19 protein-coding genes, 1 tRNA gene and 2 CRISPR repeat arrays are annotated in these 19,772 nt (G+C 48.5%); of the genes, 15 read left to right on the plus strand and 5 right to left on the minus strand.

Annotation, left to right across the window (positions count from 1 at the left end; all coding sequences use genetic code 11):
* Positions 1–8 precede the first annotated feature (8 nt).
* Complete coding sequence (locus QW772_03175) at positions 9–2,054, minus strand: HD domain-containing protein (protein MEM0037905.1); 2,046 nt, start codon at positions 2,052–2,054, stop codon at positions 9–11.
* 92 nt (positions 2,055–2,146) lie between these two features.
* Here QW772_03175 and csa3 point away from each other — a divergent pair, with 92 nt between their 5' ends.
* From csa3 to QW772_03190, 3 genes are all read left to right on the plus strand, one after another.
* Positions 2,147–2,821, plus strand: a complete 675-nt coding sequence (gene csa3, locus QW772_03180) for a CRISPR-associated CARF protein Csa3 (protein ID MEM0037906.1) — start codon at positions 2,147–2,149, stop codon at positions 2,819–2,821.
* Between the two features lie 7 nt (positions 2,822–2,828).
* Entirely contained in the window at positions 2,829–3,749 is a 921-nt protein-coding gene (gene cas6 / locus QW772_03185; GenBank protein ID MEM0037907.1) for a CRISPR system precrRNA processing endoribonuclease RAMP protein Cas6, read from the plus strand.
* A gap of 69 nt (positions 3,750–3,818) precedes the next feature.
* Positions 3,819–5,127: direct repeats of the CRISPR family, unit length 24 nt; unit sequence GAAGCAATAAGAAAAGACTGAAAG.
* 465 nt (positions 5,128–5,592) lie between these two features.
* Positions 5,593–5,825: a CRISPR direct-repeat array (repeat unit 27 nt; unit sequence GAAGCAATAAGAAAAGACTGAAAGATG).
* A gap of 687 nt (positions 5,826–6,512) precedes the next feature.
* Complete coding sequence (locus QW772_03190) at positions 6,513–7,070, plus strand: hypothetical protein (GenBank protein ID MEM0037908.1); 558 nt, start codon at positions 6,513–6,515, stop codon at positions 7,068–7,070.
* 35 nt (positions 7,071–7,105) lie between these two features.
* On the opposite strand, the gene QW772_03195 is transcribed toward QW772_03190, so the two are convergent.
* From QW772_03195 to QW772_03210, 4 genes are all read right to left on the minus strand, one after another.
* Positions 7,106–7,273, minus strand: a complete 168-nt coding sequence (locus QW772_03195) for a hypothetical protein (GenBank protein MEM0037909.1) — start codon at positions 7,271–7,273, stop codon at positions 7,106–7,108.
* A 72-nt stretch (positions 7,274–7,345) separates the two neighbouring features.
* Entirely contained in the window at positions 7,346–8,191 is an 846-nt protein-coding gene (locus tag QW772_03200) for a TIM barrel protein (GenBank protein ID MEM0037910.1), read from the minus strand.
* A gap of 74 nt (positions 8,192–8,265) precedes the next feature.
* Positions 8,266–8,585, minus strand: a tRNA-Met gene (locus QW772_03205).
* Positions 8,584–9,609, minus strand: a complete 1,026-nt coding sequence (locus QW772_03210) for a DUF1152 domain-containing protein (GenBank protein MEM0037911.1) — start codon at positions 9,607–9,609, stop codon at positions 8,584–8,586. The genes QW772_03205 and QW772_03210 overlap by 2 nt, the downstream gene beginning before the upstream one ends.
* A gap of 85 nt (positions 9,610–9,694) precedes the next feature.
* On the opposite strand from QW772_03210, the gene psmA reads away from it, so the two are divergent.
* The 12 genes from psmA (at position 9,695) to QW772_03270 (ending at position 19,710) form a co-directional block, all read left to right on the plus strand.
* Positions 9,695–10,426, plus strand: a complete 732-nt coding sequence (gene psmA, locus QW772_03215) for an archaeal proteasome endopeptidase complex subunit alpha (GenBank protein ID MEM0037912.1) — start codon at positions 9,695–9,697, stop codon at positions 10,424–10,426.
* Positions 10,423–11,115, plus strand: a complete 693-nt coding sequence (locus QW772_03220) for a ribosome assembly factor SBDS (protein ID MEM0037913.1) — start codon at positions 10,423–10,425, stop codon at positions 11,113–11,115. The genes psmA and QW772_03220 overlap by 4 nt, the downstream gene beginning before the upstream one ends.
* A 1-nt stretch (position 11,116) precedes the next feature.
* Positions 11,117–11,860, plus strand: coding sequence for an exosome complex RNA-binding protein Rrp4 (rrp4, locus tag QW772_03225; GenBank protein MEM0037914.1), 744 nt, complete (start codon positions 11,117–11,119; stop codon positions 11,858–11,860).
* Complete coding sequence (gene rrp41, locus QW772_03230) at positions 11,841–12,566, plus strand: exosome complex exonuclease Rrp41 (GenBank protein ID MEM0037915.1); 726 nt, start codon at positions 11,841–11,843, stop codon at positions 12,564–12,566. The genes rrp4 and rrp41 overlap by 20 nt, the downstream gene beginning before the upstream one ends.
* A gap of 2 nt (positions 12,567–12,568) precedes the next feature.
* Positions 12,569–13,492, plus strand: a complete 924-nt coding sequence (gene rrp42 / locus QW772_03235) for an exosome complex protein Rrp42 (GenBank protein MEM0037916.1) — start codon at positions 12,569–12,571, stop codon at positions 13,490–13,492.
* Positions 13,493–13,525: 33 nt separating this feature from the next.
* On the plus strand, positions 13,526–13,774 hold the full coding sequence (locus tag QW772_03240) for a 50S ribosomal protein L37ae (GenBank protein ID MEM0037917.1): 249 nt from the start codon (positions 13,526–13,528) through the stop codon (positions 13,772–13,774).
* A 9-nt stretch (positions 13,775–13,783) separates the two neighbouring features.
* A complete protein-coding gene (locus tag QW772_03245) occupies positions 13,784–14,368 on the plus strand; it encodes a hypothetical protein (protein MEM0037918.1) in 585 nt (194 codons plus the stop codon).
* 68 nt (positions 14,369–14,436) lie between these two features.
* Entirely contained in the window at positions 14,437–14,718 is a 282-nt protein-coding gene (locus QW772_03250; protein MEM0037919.1) for a hypothetical protein, read from the plus strand.
* A 148-nt stretch (positions 14,719–14,866) separates the two neighbouring features.
* Positions 14,867–15,232: a prefoldin subunit beta gene (locus QW772_03255; protein MEM0037920.1), complete on the plus strand. Its 366-nt coding sequence runs from the start codon at positions 14,867–14,869 to the stop codon at positions 15,230–15,232.
* Positions 15,233–15,486: 254 nt separating this feature from the next.
* Positions 15,487–16,572, plus strand: a complete 1,086-nt coding sequence (locus QW772_03260) for a DHH family phosphoesterase (protein MEM0037921.1) — start codon at positions 15,487–15,489, stop codon at positions 16,570–16,572.
* A gap of 131 nt (positions 16,573–16,703) precedes the next feature.
* A complete protein-coding gene (locus QW772_03265; GenBank protein ID MEM0037922.1) occupies positions 16,704–17,426 on the plus strand; it encodes an ERCC4 domain-containing protein in 723 nt (240 codons plus the stop codon).
* A gap of 67 nt (positions 17,427–17,493) precedes the next feature.
* The gene (locus QW772_03270) at positions 17,494–19,710 is read left to right on the plus strand and encodes an elongation factor EF-2 (protein ID MEM0037923.1); all 2,217 of its coding nucleotides are present in this window, start codon (positions 17,494–17,496) and stop codon (positions 19,708–19,710) included.
* Positions 19,711–19,772: the final 62 nt, after the last annotated feature.

Raw genomic sequence — 19,772 nt, forward strand, 5'->3', positions numbered from 1 at the left:
TTATTGCTTCACATGAGCTTCCTAAGCATGTACGAATAAACGTCCAGAGCCGGGGCACCAGTGGTTATGAGCCCACTCTTCGTGAACCTGGTCTTACCTATCTTTACCTCTGCCTCATCTAGGTTCATGACGTACGTCCTCAGTTGCTCATATAGTATTCTCCTCAACCTCCTTGTCCTGCTCCACTCGTTTCTCTCCCTAGCTATCTTCAGCTCTCGTACGAAGTGGAGTACGGACTCCTCCATAACGACGTCGCTAACCTCCATCTCTATGGGTAGACCGCTCCAGGGTGGTGGCATGCTCAGAGCATTGGTCGTCAGTACGAGACTCCCGCCAATGTAGTACCAGAGGTCTAGTGCTGTTAGCAGGTCGCCTTTTCCAAGGCGTCCACGCTCATCCGATGTCTTAACTATTATTCTGCTGGAGACGTAGTCTGGTATAACCAAAGGTTTTGTCTCTTCCTTTTTCTTTCTCTTCAGTCCAAGAACCACGTATTCTCTGGCGACCTCTCTGACTATCTGCAGCAGGTCCGTGCTCATAGCCGGGTAGTAGATTATGTTTGATGCCCACATGCCGTCAAAGAAGGATGTTGTAGCTGGAAAGATTATTGATTCGTACTCGCACACTGGACAGATGGGCACGCTGTCCGAGAAACCCTCTAAGGCTCTGTAGTCATCTGGTCTACCCTGTCTGTCTGGGTGGAATAGCTCGGAGACGTTTATATCCAGAATACGCTTGAATCTATCAAGGTATGCTCGCAGGGTTCTTGTTTTCGAAACCCTCTCTCGACAGATAACACATACCGCTCCCTCTTTAGGTCTCTTCTGGGCACTTCCTGTTATACCGAAGTACCTGATGCTAATTGTTTTCTCAACCACTTCTTTCACATCGCTAACGTCAACTTCTGCTGACAGCATCCTCTTAACCAGCTTATCCTTAGTCCTCTCTACCAAGTTGCTTAAGTCTTGAGAACCGAACTCATTGAGGTGGTTGGAGAGGTTTTTGATTACTTCTTGAACGTCTTTACCTCTGATGAACCCCAGCTCAAGTTCGCTGAGAGCTTCTCGAAGGTTCTCTTTTACGCTACCGAGTGTTTTCGCATAGGTGAGCACCGACCATATAACTAACAGTACCTTGTCTGCTGGTGTGGTATAGGTTCTGAAGGTCTCTTCTATATCGCTGATGCTGAGCTGACGTAGGTTTGGTAATGAACTTATAACCCGGCCGGTGTTCAGCTTCTTATCACCAGCGTGAACGATGCCATCAACAGACCTTAGGCTTGCAACCTTAGGCTTACTGGTGGTGGTCGGTGCTAGCGCTTTTGTAACTTCGTTAGAAATGTAGTTAGCTAGACCGTCGTATAGTTTCTTAATATCGTCGCCTCCGATGCAACTTCTAGATAAGTACAGAGAACCTGTCGGAGTAGAGACCAGCGGTGTGAGCTCGGCCTCCATAAGTATTTCATTAAGTTTTTCAGCAACTATCGCGATAATAGGTCTCTGCTTACCTATAACCACAGGGACTAGGTGGTGCTTCACGCCAAGCTTACTCAGCGTCTCTCCGACTTTATCCATAACATACGCTATGTTCCAGCTCTCTTCCCCACCGGTTAGGTAGTCCCCGAGCCTAACGAACTCGGCAATAACTTGAAGTCTTCTCGGGAGCCCACCGCTCTCCAGCTTCGAAGCTACCTCCAGAGCATCGTCAAAGCGCCCACCGAGATACCCGTCTAAAACATCGTATAGTCTCTCATTAGCAAAGACCTCGTCTGCTTTTTCCTTAAGAATCTGAAGACTTAGCCTCATCTTTTCGTAATCGTGTAGGAGACCAGCTAGAAAAGCTGTTGCCTGTTCGTACTCGCTCATCTCGGAGAACTCTGCTAGTCTAGCCGCTATGAAGGCTGCGCCGAAGAAGTGCTGAAGACCTGAAATAAGATATGATTTAGGATTGCAAGGAAGTGCATAACCGTATACACCAGTTTCTATCTTATTTGGGATGAGCTTCGTGATGTCACTCGCAATGGCTTCTCTCAGCTCTAAAATGAAACTCTCCAATCTTTACACCAAAATAAGATTTGGAATGAAAGTTTATAAATCTTGTTTAAAGATATACATTAGAATGAGGGAGAGAATTAGGGCGTAAAACTATGAGGCTCTTCGCCATCACTGTCGGCTTTGATGAGAAACTCTCGATCAGGGGGTTGCTGAAGATCGGCGTAAACGTAGATGACGTTATTATGTTAGTTTATTCTAAGAGCGGTGGTGAGTTCGAGGTTAGAAAGGTTGAGAAAGCTGTTGAGACTGTTAAAGACTTGGTTGTTAAGACGGGAGTTAAGGTAGTAGACGTTGCAGTTTCAGGGATGAATTTCTACGAAGACGCTACTATAGTGCTTAGGGCTTTAAGAGAGCACCCAGCAGGAGAGGTTATAGCATTACTCGCCGGGGGAATGAGGCTAATTATATTTGAGGTGCTGACCGCCGTATTACTGTACAGCAGTCTCTCGGGCATCAGAGCCAGGATTCACTTGATGCGTGAGGACGGACTGTACGATGTTGCTCTACCCACTGAGGTTTTCCGAATATCTATTACTTCTAAGGATGCCGCCGTATTAAGGGTTCTCTACGAAAAAAGAACTATGAAGAGAAGTCATCTCGTTGAGAGCGTTTCACGCGAGACTGGGATCTCTGAATCAATGGTGTACAAGGTAATTAAAAACCTAACTGGGAAGGGACTCATAATAGTTGATGGTGATACTCTCACGCTTACTGATCTCGGACGCCTTGTTTGCGAAGCTCTTGAAATAGAGAAGAAGGGAGAGTGATGAGAGAATGGAGAGACGTCTGTTCAAGGCTACTGTTACAATTGGAAGGAGTGCTGAAAAGCATTCAAAGAAACTAAGAGATTTAGAGGAAGTATTTACGGGTAAGCTCGTGAAGTCTTTAATCATAGACGGTAATCCCCTGTTAAGGCAGTTCTTTGAGAAGATGTCTGGAAGCGCTCCTAAATTGGTCCACGTTTCCCCCCTCTACGTTGAGAGAGTAATCGATGGAAGAAAGCAGGTAAAGTGCATCTACGTATACAGAGATGACAGCAATAATGAAATGGCGAGATATAGCTTCTATATAGGGCTAGTCGAATCTAATGCCATATACAGTCCAACCTCGGATGACGTGTATCAAGCTCTACTTAATCTATCCGGACACCATCGCTTTAAGGCTCAAGTTCTTGATATAGAGCTCATCTCCGTAGAAGAGATAGATGTGGTGAGAGATATCAAGAAAGTAGTCTCGGATCTTAGTAGACTAAAAAAGATGAAGATAGTGTTCTCTTCCCCCACACTTCTAAGAGACCCGCTCAGGAGAGGCAAGCATAAATCACTAACCCCAACACCCATAAACATCTTCTCCACACCAGTTTACATAAACCTGTACCTCACCGGTGCTCTTAGGTGGAAATCATTCATCAGAACACTCATCATCCTACATAGACTACTCAATGAGCCGTACTCTACTCACAAGACAACAAAGATTACGTGGGTAAGATACAGCAAAGACAAGAACCCCATACCCACACTTACAGGTTATGTAAACCTCTTCCTTAATGAATACTACTACAACCAACACGCAAAACATATAAACATAGGGTCACTTCTGGAAGAAACCCTTTCAACAATCCTCACACTAGGAACGGGAACATCAAGAGCAACAGGCTTTGGACACATCACGCTTGCAACACCATCCGGTTCCTAAGGAGGCTTGATGGATTTTCCGGAATCGATCAACAAAAATTTATAAACAACCAGCACAAAACAATGACAGGAAGCAATAAGAAAAGACTGAAAGACACAATACAATACATTACTATCCCGAAAAATATTGGACAACATAAGAATAGAAGCAATAAGAAAAGACTGAAAGCATTTCTTGAGGTGAGTGCATGAGTTCAGGAGTCGTGAAGGACGTGATAGTGAAGCAATAAGAAAAGACTGAAAGTATAAAGCTCGGACTCATTGATTATCCCTCGCCTGAAGGCATATATTGCGAAGCAATAAGAAAAGACTGAAAGCGATCCACGGATAATAGATGCATTCCGACTGAGTGTTGAACGGACAGGCGCCGAGCGAAGCAATAAGAAAAGACTGAAAGACTGGACACTATACATATTCAAGAATAAAAACAACTTCACAATAAGAATAACGAAGCAATAAGAAAAGACTGAAAGGATTTTCTGTAGTGGCTCCAGACGCTCACCAGTGTTTGCGTCTATTACTATAGAGAAGCAATAAGAAAAGACTGAAAGAAAGAGGCCAACGCGGCGTATAAAAAGAGACTAGCGTACAAGAATTGGACGCGAAGCAATAAGAAAAGACTGAAAGGTGGACTGGTCCTCTGGCTACACTGGGACTCGATAGACACCGCTAACAACGTGTGAAGCAATAAGAAAAGACTGAAAGTACTTCGACGGGGCTGTCGGAGGTATATTCGACGTGATAAGAAATGCCTGAAGCAATAAGAAAAGACTGAAAGACGACCCCAGGTCGTGCACGTGTCCGCCCATGTAGAGACAAACACGAGGGTCCCACCAGAAGCAATAAGAAAAGACTGAAAGAAAGTTGTTTGTATGTAGCTCTCTGTTTGTATGGGCTGGTTTACTGTAAGTTTACAGAAGCAATAAGAAAAGACTGAAAGAGTCCGTTCATTCCGACGGGCTTCGGCAGGACGAGCAAACATATGACGATGAAGCAATAAGAAAAGACTGAAAGAAGTACTTATCCACAATCGTCAAGAGTCCGTCAAAGGAAGCAATAAGAAAAGACTGAAAGCTCTTACCAACACCGCGTAGCTGTGCTTCAAGCTCTGTCCTCGGAACAGAGAAGCAATAAGAAAAGACTGAAAGGTACATCACCATCATTCACATTCAGCGTATCAATGGAGGGTAAGAGCTGATGAGCGAAGCAATAAGAAAAGACTGAAAGAGAACTGGGATTACTGGGACCACTGAATTCAAACTTATTACCCCCATAGGGAAGCAATAAGAAAAGACTGAAAGGCTACGACGCGGGCCTCGAATCAATGTGCAAAGCAAATGGGATAGGGTATGAGGGAAGCAATAAGAAAAGACTGAAAGTGCTCTACTCCTCCACTTCTCAATTATCTTATCCAACGGAGAAGCAATAAGAAAAGACTGAAAGATCATTCATTCCGGACGGCGTCGCGGACGAGGTGTTGATGAACGACTGCCTCGAGCACGAAGCAATAAGAAAAGACTGAAAGTTCTGCGTCAGCGGGCACTAATTCGCTCTTTTTTCGAAGCAATAAGAAAAGACTGAAAGCGAGCCTGCTGCAAACAGGAACAACATGCCGGAGCTGAAGCAATAAGAAAAGACTGAAAGCTCTACACAGCGCTCAGCTCAGGAGCATCGGTCTACATTCCGACGGACGCGTGAAGCAATAAGAAAAGACTGAAAGATGATCAACGATATGATGCCCGAGCCGCCTATAATGAAATAAAGTTTGCCGTCCGTCCTGAAGCCCGACACCACCGCCCCCGTCGGCAGACTGAGCATCGTGTCTAGGAACGCCATGATGCGCTGAAGCAATAAGAAAAGACTGAAAGACGGACTGACTTCGCCGTAGCGGTTCTCGGGAAGAACAACGTTTCTGAAGCAATAAGAAAAGACTGAAAGATGTATGAGAAGCAGTTCGGCAGGCGCGTCTCGTTCGGCGTCATTCTTTAGAAGCAATAAGAAAAGACTGAAAGATGGCGTGCGGCGTTCCGGTCGTTGCTGGATACTATACGAAGCAATAAGAAAAGACTGAAAGATCTATGTTGAATCACCTAGGAAAAGAGGATATATGAAAGGAATTTAAAAACTTCATGGACTTTCCATAGAAAAATGTCGAGCTCCAATCAATGAAGTAGTAGTATATGATATGTTAAGGTAATATCACAATATAAAGTATGTTCATATATTAAGCATATTTCCATGGAACTTCAGGACGTACGTGTTCGAGCCTGCGGAGCCGGAGATCCCGGGGTTCAAATCCCGGTGGGTTCGTCTTTGAGTTGCTGTGATTGACCCCGGTTATCTCGCGAGACTCATATTGAAAGTAAAGCTTATATTCCAGCACTGTTGCTATCGCATTTCGGGTGATGGAAGGTACTAGAGTCTTTGATGATTATGTTACTGATAATAGCAGGTTATGTTTTGGCATTGGGTGGAGTTAGTAGAGTGCTTTCACTCGTCAATAACTTCCTGTTCTACATAACGTTGCCTGGGATTATATTTCTCTCCATAGTGAGGATCAGCAGCGTTGAAGACTTTCTCATAATGCTTTGCGTTTCACTTATTCACATGAGCATCACATTTGTCGTGTCATACTGTGGAACTAGGTTCGTCATTAAGGATATGGTAACACGTCTTACGATGACTACTTCGTTGGTTCTCGCGAACTCCGTGTTTTTAGCTATACCGTTGGCGACGCTGATGTACGGGGAGCCCCACGACCGTATTGCCTTACTTCATAGCTTTCAACATATACTTGGCCCCCTTCATTTTCTTCGTCACCATTAAGACAGGAAGAATGAGGGGCGGTGGTGGAAACTTAAGTAACTACCTCAAGTCGTTGCCGCATCTAATGGCCTTTATAATTGCCTTAGCCCTCAGATTGACAGAACCCGGTCTCGGCCTGAAGCTGGACACAGCGTTCACGTTGCTTAGCTACACGAACTATAGTTCATTCCTAATAATAGGCGGCCAGCTAGCCAGGCTCAGGTTAGATTACCTTAAGAGATCGCTAGGAAGGCTGCTTCTCCCATTCACCATAAAGTACGTCATATCACCCATTGCAGCATTAACGTTATACGTGTTCGCGGCATCGTTTAAGCAGTCACTCTCAGCGTTTTTCCCGGGGTTAATGATTCAGAGCGTCATGTCCCCGGCCGTCAGCACGGTGGTAATAGCGAAAGTGCACAAGCTGGAATCAGATTTTGCAACACTGCTGATCGCTCTAATGACCCCTATCTCAATAGCGTTGGCGGTGATCGCAGGTTTGACTCTAGCAAGCTAGTCCAATCTCCTATCTCGCTCCCTTCAAGTTTTGGTTCAGCCGCACTTTAACTTCGAGTCCTTGGGGTAACATATCCTGAACTTGTCTAACGCAACGCAGATCTGGTCGATAGGTATGAAAGCAGTGGCTCCCGACTTGGTTTTAATGAAGACTGACTTACCAAGCACTTTCACCTCGGCCTCCTCACACTCAACTATCCCCACTCACCAAAACATTAACTAAGTTACAGAAAATTTAATAAATTCAGAGTACGGCCCGAGGCCTTCACACCCTCATCACCGCCCCTGCAATTCCCGTAGCTTCCCCTGAAGCAGTTGCGCATCTATTTCCAGACTTGGTGACTCACATATAATGACTCCCTCAGCGCCGTAGTCCCGTAAAGCGTGCAGGACTCCAGCCCAGTTGAAGGCTGAATCCTTGAAGTCCACGTGCTTCCTCTCCCCCCTTTCACCATACTCGATGCCTGAGAGATGTATGTGCATGCTTCTTAACGCGTCACTACCCAGCCTCGATTCCACGAACTCCAAAGCCCTGGCGAAATCATCCACCCTGTTGAACATGCCTCTACTTCTGGCGTAGAGGTGCGCGAAATCCAAGGCTACGTTAGCCATGTCAACACCCTCCACAACAGCCACTACCTCCTCAAGAGATCCAAACTCGGCCAAACCACCCATAGTTTCAGGTCTAACCCATATTCTAATGCCCTCATCAACCAGCTCAGCAGCAATTTCCCTGAGCCTCTTCCTCACAACTTCAACGGCCTTCTCCGAACTCAACTTACCGTAGTAGCCCGGATGGAACACGACGGACCAAGCCCCAGCCAAGTGCCCTACCCTAGCCGAGTTAAGGATTCTCTCTGTAGAAGCTTTCACAGTACCCTCCTCTTTAGATAGAAGGTTGATGTAGTAAGGCGCGTGAACCGTTAGCACAACACCCACCCCTCGCGCTACATCCTTGAGTGTGGAGGCGTCCCCGCCTTTAAGCCAGACACCCCTCACGAACTCTATCTCCATCGCACTTAAACCCAACTCCCTGACCTTCCTAACACCCTCAACAACCCCTGAACCCTTAGCAGCCAAAGGAATTCCAGCCGGACCTATAAACAAGCCTCCAAGACCCAAAGCAATACCCCAAAGACATCTAGCTTAACTGAAATATTAACTTACAAGGTCATCATGCTTAACCGGAGGAGAAGTGGTAGCGGGGGGTGGATTTGAACCACCGACCTCGGGGTCTCCCATTACCCCGGTAGACCCAATATACTACTATACCCCTCGCCCCTTATAAACATTATCGTTTCTTGGTAGGTAAAGATCCATCGGCCCCCCACAGAGTGCCTTACCGCAATAATGGTCAGAGGACATTGCTGGAAATATTAGCTTAATAGCTCGTAAACTCCCTCAGGCAATCAAATAAGGTTGGTAGTGATCGCAGAAATACTCCTGGTGGGGGGACTTGAGTGGTCCACCGGGGCTTTATGAGCCCCGCGGGCTAACCTGGCTACCCCACCCCGCTACTCTGTCCCCCCATTCTTCATACTGTCTAAAGAGGTTTTTAAGCGTTGGGCTCTCACAGCCGCCCTGAGAGCGTTCCACTCGGGTGTGGTTCCTGGCCCCACCCCATATTTCTTGGTTACCATGACCTCGAGGTCTAGCTCGGTGGGTATTCCTAGCCTCCTTGCCTCAGCCCATGTCTCGGCAAGCGATCTCGTGTACCTAATCCCCTGAGCCAGCTTGTTTAGTTTGATTACCTCTTCACTCCTCAGCAAGAACGTCATTAGGGTGGCTACGTTAACGTTCATCACCCTACTACCGCCTCTTATCGGCTTAGCCCCTACGTCGCCCTTAAGCGCTAGGAAAGGCGCCTTACTTGCCTCGGTCTTTACACGATCTATTATAGCTTCGTAGAGGCTTCTGTGATGATCCCACAGACCCAGCGCCCCGACGTAGCCACCAGCCCGCAGTACTTCACCTATCCTTTGAAGCACTACCTCCTGAGGCAACTCGCCGTCAGCGCCTGGTGCCGCAATACCTACCAAGCCCCCTGTTCTTTCAGTAGCTGCTAACGTGATCGCGTCTGCGAGCGGTGACCATAGATCCTCCTCCCACCCCTCAGCAAGTATGTCACCGCCTACGTCCAGGTCTATCAGCAGAGCCCCATCACTTAACTCGCTGAAGCATCTGTAGACCCCCTCAACACCGTGCTCTAAAGTGACTGCAGGGATCTCTGTTCCAAGCACCTCAGCGACGTACGCTGTGTGAGGTCTGAACGCATACTCACCACGCACGACGTAAGTGTCCTTGCCAACCCACACACATTTATCCAGCCTGGCGTTCCTGAGGCTGGCTCTAGGCACGGGCCCGGGGTATGGGTCAACTACCCATCTCTCCCACAGGACTCCCGCAGGGAGGCACTCACGCGTACCCACAACGTCCTCAAGCACCTTACAGAAGACGTAGGCTGAAACGACGTCCCCACCACCCCCAGCGCCTACCACAACAACTCTGGAGCTACGTAAAGTCGTAGTCCAACGACCCAACCCTCGTTACCTCCATATCAAAAACCGGCGTTAGACTTAAGTTTATATTCTTTCGCGTGCTTAATCATTTAAGGGGTTGAGGAGAATGGCTTTCGGTCCGCCGGCACTCGGGTATGATAGGGCGATAACGGTATTTTCTCCCGATGGCAAGCTCTATCAAGTGGAGTATGCTGCGGAGAACGTCAGAAAGGGCTGGACTACAGTAGCTCTCAGGACTGATAGTGTAGGCGTTCTAGTAGCTGAGAAGAGGAAGATCTCAACACTAATAGACATGAACTCAATAGCTAAGATCTTCTTAGTGGATTCTCATATGGGGGCCTCTTTCGCAGGTCTCGCCGCTGACGGCAGGATTCTAATAGACTACGCAAGGAAGGAGGCTCTCAACTACAGATTCATATACGATGAACCAGCTGACGTCGAGTACGTTGTTAAATCAGTATGCGATGTGAAACAATTGTACACACAACACGCAGGCGTGAGACCCTTCGGAGTCTCACTGATATTCGTCGGTAAGGATAAGAAGGGGATCCACGTCTACAAAACCGAGATAAACGGCTATTATTTCGCATACCTAGCCCTGGCAGTAGGTTCCGGGGAGCAGCCAGCTATGGAATACCTTGAGAAGAACTACAGGAAGGATCTAAAGAGGGAGGACTCTGTAGAGCTGGCGCTTAAAGCGCTTAGATCCGCTTCAGAGGAGGGCTTGACACCCGAACTGATTGAGATAGGGATTGTGACGTTGGAGGACGGTGTCTTCAGGAAGCTTACCTACGACGAGACTTCTGACTTCATCTCGAAGACAGGTGTGAATAAGTGAGTAAGGAGTACGTGATAGCCCGACTGGAGAAGAGCGGCTCGAGATTTGAGATTCTGGTCAACCCGGAGAAGGCCCTCAAATATAAGGAGGGGGAACTAGGGGACGTCGCGGAGGTTCTGGTAGGTGACATAGTCTACAAGAATGTTAAGAAGGGCGATAAGGCATCGCCGCAGGACCTGATCAGGGCGTTCGGAACGACTGACGTGAGGGTAGTTGCTGACACTATACTTAAGAAGGGGGAACTCCAGCTGACCACAGATCAGAGGAGAAGGCTCATAGAGCAGAAAAAGAGGCTGATAGTCAGCTACATAGCTAAGTCGGTAGTAGATCCGAAGACAAAGACCCCTATCCCGCCCCAACGTATTGAGAAGGCCATGGATGAGGCAAGGATCTCCGTGGACCTCTACAAGACTGTGGAGGAGCAGGCCTCAAAAATAGTTAAAGAGCTTGTTAGGGTGCTCCCAATTAAGGTCGCTAAAGCTCTGATAACCATCAAGGTACCGCCCGCGATCGCCGGAAGAGCCTACAGCGAGCTGAAGAAGCTGGGTGAGGTTAAAAATGAGAGGTGGCTAAGCGACGGCGCACTCTACATGGAGGTGGAGATACCTGCCGGGATGCAGAACGAGGTTATAGACTCTATTAACAGAGTAACTAAGGGTGATGTGGAGTTAAGCGTGAAGGTGATGTGAGGTGAGCAGTCCACCGGAGCAGAAGGTTGAGAGGGTCCTCGTAACGCCTGGCGACAAGCTGGCGGAAGGGGACTTCAAGGTATTGACGCCGACAACAGTGTATAAGGTCGGCACTGCCTACTACTCATCCGTAGTAGGTTTCCTCGAGCTCAACGCTCAGGAGAAGAGTGTCAGGGTCATACCGCTTGAGGGCTTCTACTACCCTAAGGTCGGGGACGTAGTCATAGGCATAGTTAGCGACATCGGACTCACAGGCTGGGAGCTTGACATAAAGGCACCGTTCCCAGGAGTTCTTCATGCAGTTGATTTTCTCGGCAGGCCGATCAACCCTGCCAAGGATAACCTGAAGGACATACTTGACGTGGGAGACGTGGTAGTGGGTAAGGTCGAGGTGTTTGATAGAGCACGGGATCCAGTTATATCCACTAAAGGCAAGGAATTCGGGAAGGCCACTGGAGGGGCTCTCGTAGATATAAATCCAGTCAAAGTCCCGAGACTCATCGGCAAGAAGGGCTCCATGCAATCCCTGATAGAGTCGGAGACCGGTTGTAAGCTAATCATAGGCAATAACGGTAGGGTGCTGGTCAAGTGTGAGAACAAACAACATGAAGACATAGCGGTGAGAGCCATCAGGAAGGTTGAGAATGAAGCCCACATATCCGGCCTGACGGACCGCATAAAAGAATTTATTATGGTGGAGAAAGTTAGGAGGGGTTTGACAGGTGCTGAAGAGCGAAAGACCTAAGCTCATCGACGAGAATGGCTTGCGTCATGATGGAAGAAGGCCTGACGAGCTCAGGCCGGCCAAAATGGAGGTTGGGGTCCTCAGCAACGCAAGCGGTTCTGCCTACGTGGAATTCGGCAAGACCAGAGCGATAGCCGCGGTCTACGGGCCTCGGGAACCACCGCAGAGGTATATGGTCTTGCCCCACAGAGCAGTACTCAGGTGCAGGTATCACATGGCCTCGTTCTCCACAGACGAGAGAAAGAATCCAGCACCTTCAAGGAGGGAAATAGAACTGTCCAAGGTCATAAGGGAAGCCCTTGAGCCCGTGGTCATGAGCGAGTTATTTCCGAGAACGTCAATAGATATATTTATAGAGATCATCAGTGCGGACGGTGGGACTAGGACAGCCGCACTCAACGCAGCGTCCCTAGCCCTCGCCGACGCAGGAATACCGATGAAGGATTTAGTGGCGGCAGTAGCGGTTGGCAAGGTTGACGGGCACCTAATTTTAGACGTGGATCAGGTCGAGGACAACTACGGTGAGGCTGACATGCCGGTGGCGATGGCGCCATCCATCAACGCGATAACATTGCTCCAGTTGAACGGCGTGCTGTCGCCCTCCGAGTTTAGCGAAGCGCTTAACCTAGCGTTTAAAGGCATAAACGAGGTGTATAGGCTCCAGAAGGAGACACTACGTAATAAGTATTTAGTTAGGGTGGAGTAGAAATGTCTGTATCGCCGACTTCACCGGATGTAATAATATCTAAACTTAAAGCAGAGACCCTCGCAGCGCTTGCCAAGAAGGGGGTTAGATCTGATGAAAGGGCTCTGGAGGACTTCAGGAGGCTGGAAATAGTCACTAACTACCTGCCTAAGGCTGAGGGCTCCGCCCTGGTAAGGCTCGGTGATACGCAGGTTCTGGTCGGAGTCAAGCTGGAGTTAGGATCCCCATACCCAGACACCCCGGATGAGGGGGTGTTGGTGGTTTCCGCAGAGTTCGTGCCTACGGCATCGCCTGCCTTTGAGCCTGGGCCGCCGGATGAGAACGCAATCGAACTGGCTAGAGTGATAGATAGGGTTCTTAGAGAGTATGGAGTAATAGATACTAGTAAACTGGCCGTGATACCTGGAAGGAAGGTCTGGGTTGTGTGGATAGACATCTACGTCCTAGATCATGGAGGGAACCTCGTTGACGCCTCGTCGATAGCCGTCTTAGCCGCCCTTTTGACGGCTAAGATACCTCAACATGTGTTGGGCGAGGGCGAGTCCATCCACGTTGATAAGACCGTAGCTTCGGGGCCTCTGCCCATATTGAGGAAAGCGGTCACAGTCACCATAGGCAAGTTAGGTGATTCACTAATAGTGGATCCAACCCTTGAGGAGGAGAGCGTAATATCGTCTAAAATAATAATCGGTGTGGGGGAGGATGGGCTAATAGCCGGGCTTCAGAAGACTGGCGACGGGTATTTGACTAAGCAGGAGATTGAGGGGGCAGTATCCCTGGCCTTAAGGAAGGGTAGCGAGTTAATAGCTAAGATCAATGAGTGTCTAAAACCTCGTGAGGGGACTCATGTGGAGACTGCAGAACCCGCCACCACGATTCAAGAGGGTTTAAAACCGTTGGAAGGCATGCCTGACAACAACGCTTAAAACCTTCGGCAGTATTTTGTGAGGGGATGCACAGTGGGTCGGTTGAAGGTTTCAGGGATCTCGGGCAGGTTCGGTGCCAGATACGGGTCCTCGCTAAGGAAGAGATGGAGAGAAATCATGAGTAGAAGGTACGGTGAGGTCCCATGCCCTTTCTGCAGGGCCAGAGTGGTTATGAAGAGAGTTTCCGTCGGGATCTGGCAGTGCCCTAAGTGCGGCACCGTTTTCGCTGGAGGTGCCTACGTACCCCAGACTGAGGTAGGGACTTCTAAGACCGCCCAGTAAGTGAGATGTGTGGCGACCCTCATAATAACCACCTCACGGGAGCCCTCGAGAAGGACTAGGTCTTTCGTTAATGATCTGGTAAGAGTTGTACCCAACTCCCTTAGATTCAACAGGGGTAAGGCTACCTATAAGGATCTTGCTCTGCTGGTTAAGCGTCAAAACTCTCGAGGCGTTTTAATGGTTATGGAGAGGAAGGGCAATCCCTCAGCGTTGAAATACCTAATCCCAGGTAGTGGTCAAGCGTCCCTGAAGACGCGGTACGTGGTCTTGATACGCTCCCTCAAACTGTTGAGGGAGGTGCATGAAGCGCAAACGCCGTTTAACGTTGACAAGCTCTTGCTAAATGCAAGTAGGACGACGCTTCAAGGACTCCTGCACGAAGTATATGAAGTGTTCACGGAGATCTTCAACCCCGAACTGACTTCAGAGAGGGTCGCATCAACTGAAGCGATAGAGTTGATTATCGCAGGCAACGGTGATGACGTTAACGTGTCCTTCTACTGCACGTCCACCGGAAGACCCTGCGGGCCTATGTTCAGGGTTTTGAAGGTAATTAAAGCGGATGAAAGTGCAGCACCGATTCCCAATTATTAATTCGTTAGTGAGGTAGGACGTGGAGTCAATGAGAGGCTCTCGGAGGATGATCGGTGTGAGGTGTCTAAATGTTGAGTAGCCCGGCTCACGAGGTAGTGGTGGAGATGGTTTTTGAGCCGGACGAGTGTCTGATCAGCAATGCTGTCTGTAAGTCGCTTGCTCCTGAGGCAAAGCTAACGCTGAAGGGGGTTACGTTGCAGATAAAATGCGATGAATGCGGATTTAAACTCATAGCCAGAAGCCAGGATGCGAGCGCTCTAATACCTCCAGTCGTCAACTCCCTTAAGTTAACCAGCTCGCTCATAGAAACGCTTAAGGCCCTGGAGATTGCACTACCCTCCCAAGCTTAAGACGCTGGGAGTACATGAAGTGGCGCAGTTCGTCCGGCGCATTTCGGGTTTTAAACCACGCTGGGCGGGCCCTGCCGACATCCCGTGTAGGGCGGGCTCAGGGTAAGTTTTATAAGGTGCGTGTTGCTAAGTATGTGAGGGTGATGGTATGGCTCAGAGAATACCGCCGGAGCTCGAGCAGGCTGTCGTTAAGTACCAGCAAATAGAGTCGCAGCTCGCGTCAATAATAACTCAGAAATCAGTGATTTCCTCGGAGCTGAAGGACATTGAAAGGGCGTTAAGTATTCTGCAGAACGTCACGCCTGAAACCACTGTCTACAAGAATACAGGCTTTGTTTTCGTTAAGGTAGATAAGGACGCTACTATTAAAGAGCTTCAGGAAAAGAAGGAAGAGCTTGAGGTAAGACTCCAGAGTTTTGAGAAGATTGAGGAGTCGCTACGCAAGCAATTCGAGGCTGTGAAGAAGGAGCTTGAGAGATATAGGGTGATCCCAGGCGAGGAGAAAGGCGGATAGTAGGAATTACGTTAAGTCGCTGGGTCTTAACATAAGCCGAATAGACGGTCTAGAGTTAAAAAATATCGCAACGCTATTTGAGGAGAAAATCAGAAGCTCCTTGGAGGGCCTCTCGGGGCGTAGGGAGGAGTATAATGTCCTGATATCGGCTGAGGTAAAATCGGACTGTATTAGCGTGACCTTAGACTTGGAAATCACTTCCCCCGAGCCCTTAACCTTGGAGCTTGAGTCCTTATTAGATCAGGTAGTTGATAATGCTTTGGAGACGCTTGAGCATGAGTTACTTAGCAGGTATGGAAAAACTCAAGGAACTGGCCCACGAACTGGTTAAAGCGGTGAGAGCCTGCACATCCATATGTATTTCCACGCATAAGGACGCAGATCCGGACGCAGTTGCTTCAGCCATAGCCCTCAAGCATGTGATTCAATCAACACATCACAACCCCTCAACATACGTGATCCTTCCCGAGGGACTCAATAAGGTGGCCAGCAGGTTAGTCATGAGCCTAAACATGGAGCGTGAGTTAAGCTCCGCATTAACAGGGCAGTGCGACCTCCACGTGTTTGTCGACGCATCAAGCAGATACCAGGTCATGAGCCCTGGAGGGGAGGGGCTCGCCAGGTACATAGTTATAGACCATCACGAGTCTAACGAACTGACGAGTGACGCGTTACTATCAATTCATTTTAGAGATGCGGCCTCAACCAGTGAGCTCCTCGCCTTAATGATGGAGTGCTTGAATATAACACCGTACAACAACCTAGTAACCCTTCTCATATCCGGGATTCTTTACGATACAAAGAACTTGAGGCTAGCTAAGCCGACGAGCTTCAAAGCCCTTTACCACCTCACTAGCATGTGTCCCGAGTGCTTTAACCAAGCGTACTCACTGCTCACCGGTACTGAGGTAGTGAGGAGTGAGGTGGTGGCAGTACTTAAGGGTATTTCAAGAATCGGTATTTATGAACTAAACAAGGATCTGTTGTTAGCAATAACCTGTGTAGGAGCGTATGAGGCTTCAGTACTCAAAACAGTCATTAATGCTGGAGCGGATGTAGCGATAGCAATATCCCAACGGTCTGGAGAGACCAGAATATACGTAAGAGCTTCGCAGAGAGCGATAAACACGCTCAAGACCCCAATAGCCTCAGATATCGCCACGCAAATAGCGAAGAGCTTAGGGGGCTCTGGTGGGGGGCATGAGGGCGCTGCCGGAGTGGTAGTCTCTTCTTCAGTATGCGCTGAGGGGATACTGGAGAATGTTAGACAGTACTTCACGAGGGCCGGCATGAGGTTTGAGGTTTTGGAGGAGGGCAGGTGGATTGAGAAGTGCTCTTAAGCCCTGCATGCTCGACCGCACCACATATTTTTACTGTATACAATACCGGAGTTTAGGTGTCGGGTATGCGGGCTCATTGTAAGGGTGAGGTTTATTTAAGGACACTGGTGAGGTGTTAAGTCACGGTTAAAGTGTACGTTGACGAACGTGAAAGATCGTCTGACGTGCCCGTTCACTTGTCAGGCATGGGGGTTACTGTAGTCTTTAAGGTTCTCGAGGTAGGTGACTACGCTATTGACGAGGAAATAATCATTGAAAGGAAAAGGGTGAACGACCTCGTCAAATCCGTCTACGAAGGAAGGTTCTTTAATCAGTTAAAGAGGTTGAAGAGTGTTGAGGGGTGTAAACCCCTACTAGTTATAGAGGGCAACATACTGGATATCGGGAGGTACGTCGAGAACCCTAAGTCCGTTGAGGCAGCGCTCATCGCAGCGATCCTGTCCTTCAATGTCCCGATCCTCTATACTAAGGATTCACACCATACTGCTGAACTAATAAAGTATGTGGCTGAGAGAACTCAAAAGAGTAAGGCGAAGGCCTCAGGAGGCAAGGTAGTTACTCTACTACCAACCTATAGAAAAGTCAGGAAACCAAAGACCGAGGACATTAAGTCATGGCAGATCTACATACTTTCATCCTTCCCTAAAATAGGGCCTACGTTGGCTGAGAGACTCCTACGTAAGTTTGGCAGTTTGAAGGCAGTCATAAACGCTCAGGCCGTAGAACTCCTTAGGGTTGAGGGGATGACTGAGGAGAGGGTTAAACTACTTAAGAAGATCGTTGAGGAGAGTTCCTCAGACTCGACGAGTCCATCGCTTGAGAAATTCCTCGATAAATCTAGGCAGGGTCAGTAACGCATCTCCAGCTGTAGAAATGGTTAAGCTTATAACTTCCTTAAAGTTAGTTTTGTAGGTAATAGGCATGCCTAGGTACAAGACTGTAGAGCAAGTGCAGAGAATAATGAGTGACTTGGAACATGTAAGGAACATAGGTATAATAGCGCACGTCGACCACGGCAAGACCACCACCTCAGACGTGCTGCTGGCGGCCGCAGGCATAATATCAGCTAAGGTAGCTGGCGAGGCCCTGGCCCTCGACTACCTTGACGTGGAGCAGAAGAGGGGAGTTACAGTTAAAGCCGCCAACATCAGCTTGTATCACGAGCTGGGAGGAAGGGGCTACGTAATAAACCTGATTGACACGCCGGGGCACGTCGACTTCTCAGGCAGGGTTACAAGGTCTTTACGTGTGCTTGATGGCGCCATAGTGGTAGTTGATGCTGTCGAGGGTGTAATGACGCAGACTGAGACGGTGCTTAGGCAGTCGCTCGAAGAGAGGGTGAGGCCTCTTCTCTTTATCAATAAGATAGACAGGCTAATAAAGGAACTTAAGCTTTCCCCTCAAGAAATACAGAAGAGATTCGTAGATATAATAAAGGAAGTCAACAGACTCATAGTCGAGAACGCTGACCCTGAATTCAGGGATAAATGGACTCTAGACGTTGCCAAAGGCCAAGTGATTTTCGGCTCGGCCAAGGATAAAATCGGGTTGACAGTACCCCACGCTCAGAGGAAAGGAGTTAACGTGATGGATCTGATTAAAGCCTATGAGAAAGGTAGAGAGGCTGTAGAGGAATTCCAGAAGATAGCGCCGTTGCATGAGACGCTCCTTGAGGCGGTCATTACCCATGTTCCTAACCCGAGGGATGCACAGAGATACCGAATCCCGAAGATATGGAAGGGCGATATAAACACAGAGTTAGGCAGGGCCATGATGGAGGCAGATCCGAAAGGACCGATAGTTTACATGATCAACGACATGAGGCTCGATCCTCACGCAGGTTTTGTAGCGACCGGGAGAGTGATGTCGGGCACTCTGAAATCCGGTGAGGAAGTCTGGCTAGTTAATTCGAGGACATCGCAGAAAGTCCTTCAGGTATCGCTCTACATGGGACCCTTTAGGGAGCAAGTGGAGTCCGTGTTTGCAGGTAACATAGGTGCAGTGCTAGGTCTGGACAGAGCCAGGGCTGGCGAGACAGCGGTTAATATGATGTTCAAAGACGTAGCAGCTCCTTTCGAGAGGCTAAGGTACGTGACTGAGCCTGTCGTAACCATGGCCGTGGAGCCTAAGAAGACCCAAGACCTGACGAAACTCATAGACGCTTTAAGAAAGATGGCGATAGAGGACCCGAACCTGATAGTTAAGATAAATGAGGAGACGGGAGAGTATCTCCTGGCAGGTATGGGACCCCTACACCTCGAGATCACACTTACACTCCTTAAGGAGAATTACGGTATAGAGGTCGACACGACGCCACCTATAATAGTCTATAGGGAAGCCATAAGAACCTCCTCTCAGATTCTTGAGGGTAAGTCCCCTAACAAACATAATAAGTTCTACGTGAGTGTTGAACCCCTCAACGAGGAGACCATCACGCTCATCCAACAAGGAGCGATAACAGAGAATATGGATCCAAGGGAGATGGCCAGGATTTTAAGGGATCAGGCCGGTTGGGATTATGATGAGGGAAAGAAGATATGGGCGATCGATGAGGGAATCAACGTCTTCGTGGACAAGACCTCTGGCATCCAATACCTGAGGGAGATTAAAGACACCTTGATACAAGGGTTCAGGCTAGCTATGAATGAAGGACCTCTAGCAATGGAGAGAGTTAGAGGAGTGAAGGTAATACTCCACGACGCCGTCGTTCATGAAGATCCAGCCCACAGGGGGCCTGCACAGATATACCCAGCCATTAGGAATCCGATCTACGCAGGAATGTTGCTCTCCAGACCAACTTTACTAGAGCCTATACAGAAGATAGACCTTAGGGTCCCTGTGGACTTAATGAGCTCCGCAATCTCCGTCATCACAAAGAAGAGAGGTAAGGTTCTGGACGTGATAACCCTTAGCAGCGATGTCTCAAGAGTTATAGCAGAGATACCTGTGGCTGAATCCCTAGACTTAGCTAATGACTTAAGATCAGCGACGGCAGGTCGGGCGTTCTGGGGCACTGAATTCAGTAAATGGGCTTCCGTTCCTGAATCTCTGCTATTCGATATAGTGGCTCAAATAAGACAGAGAAAGGGCCTGAAGCCGGAACCACCGAAGCCCGATGACTTCATAGCGCCCTTTTAGTGACCCCCGCTCTTCAGGATGGAGTTTCCAGTATCCTAAAACCATAAAACCAGCACACGATT

It is taken from the genome of Zestosphaera sp. (assembly GCA_038727705.1).
Lineage (GTDB): Archaea > Thermoproteota > Thermoprotei_A > Sulfolobales > NBVN01 > Zestomicrobium.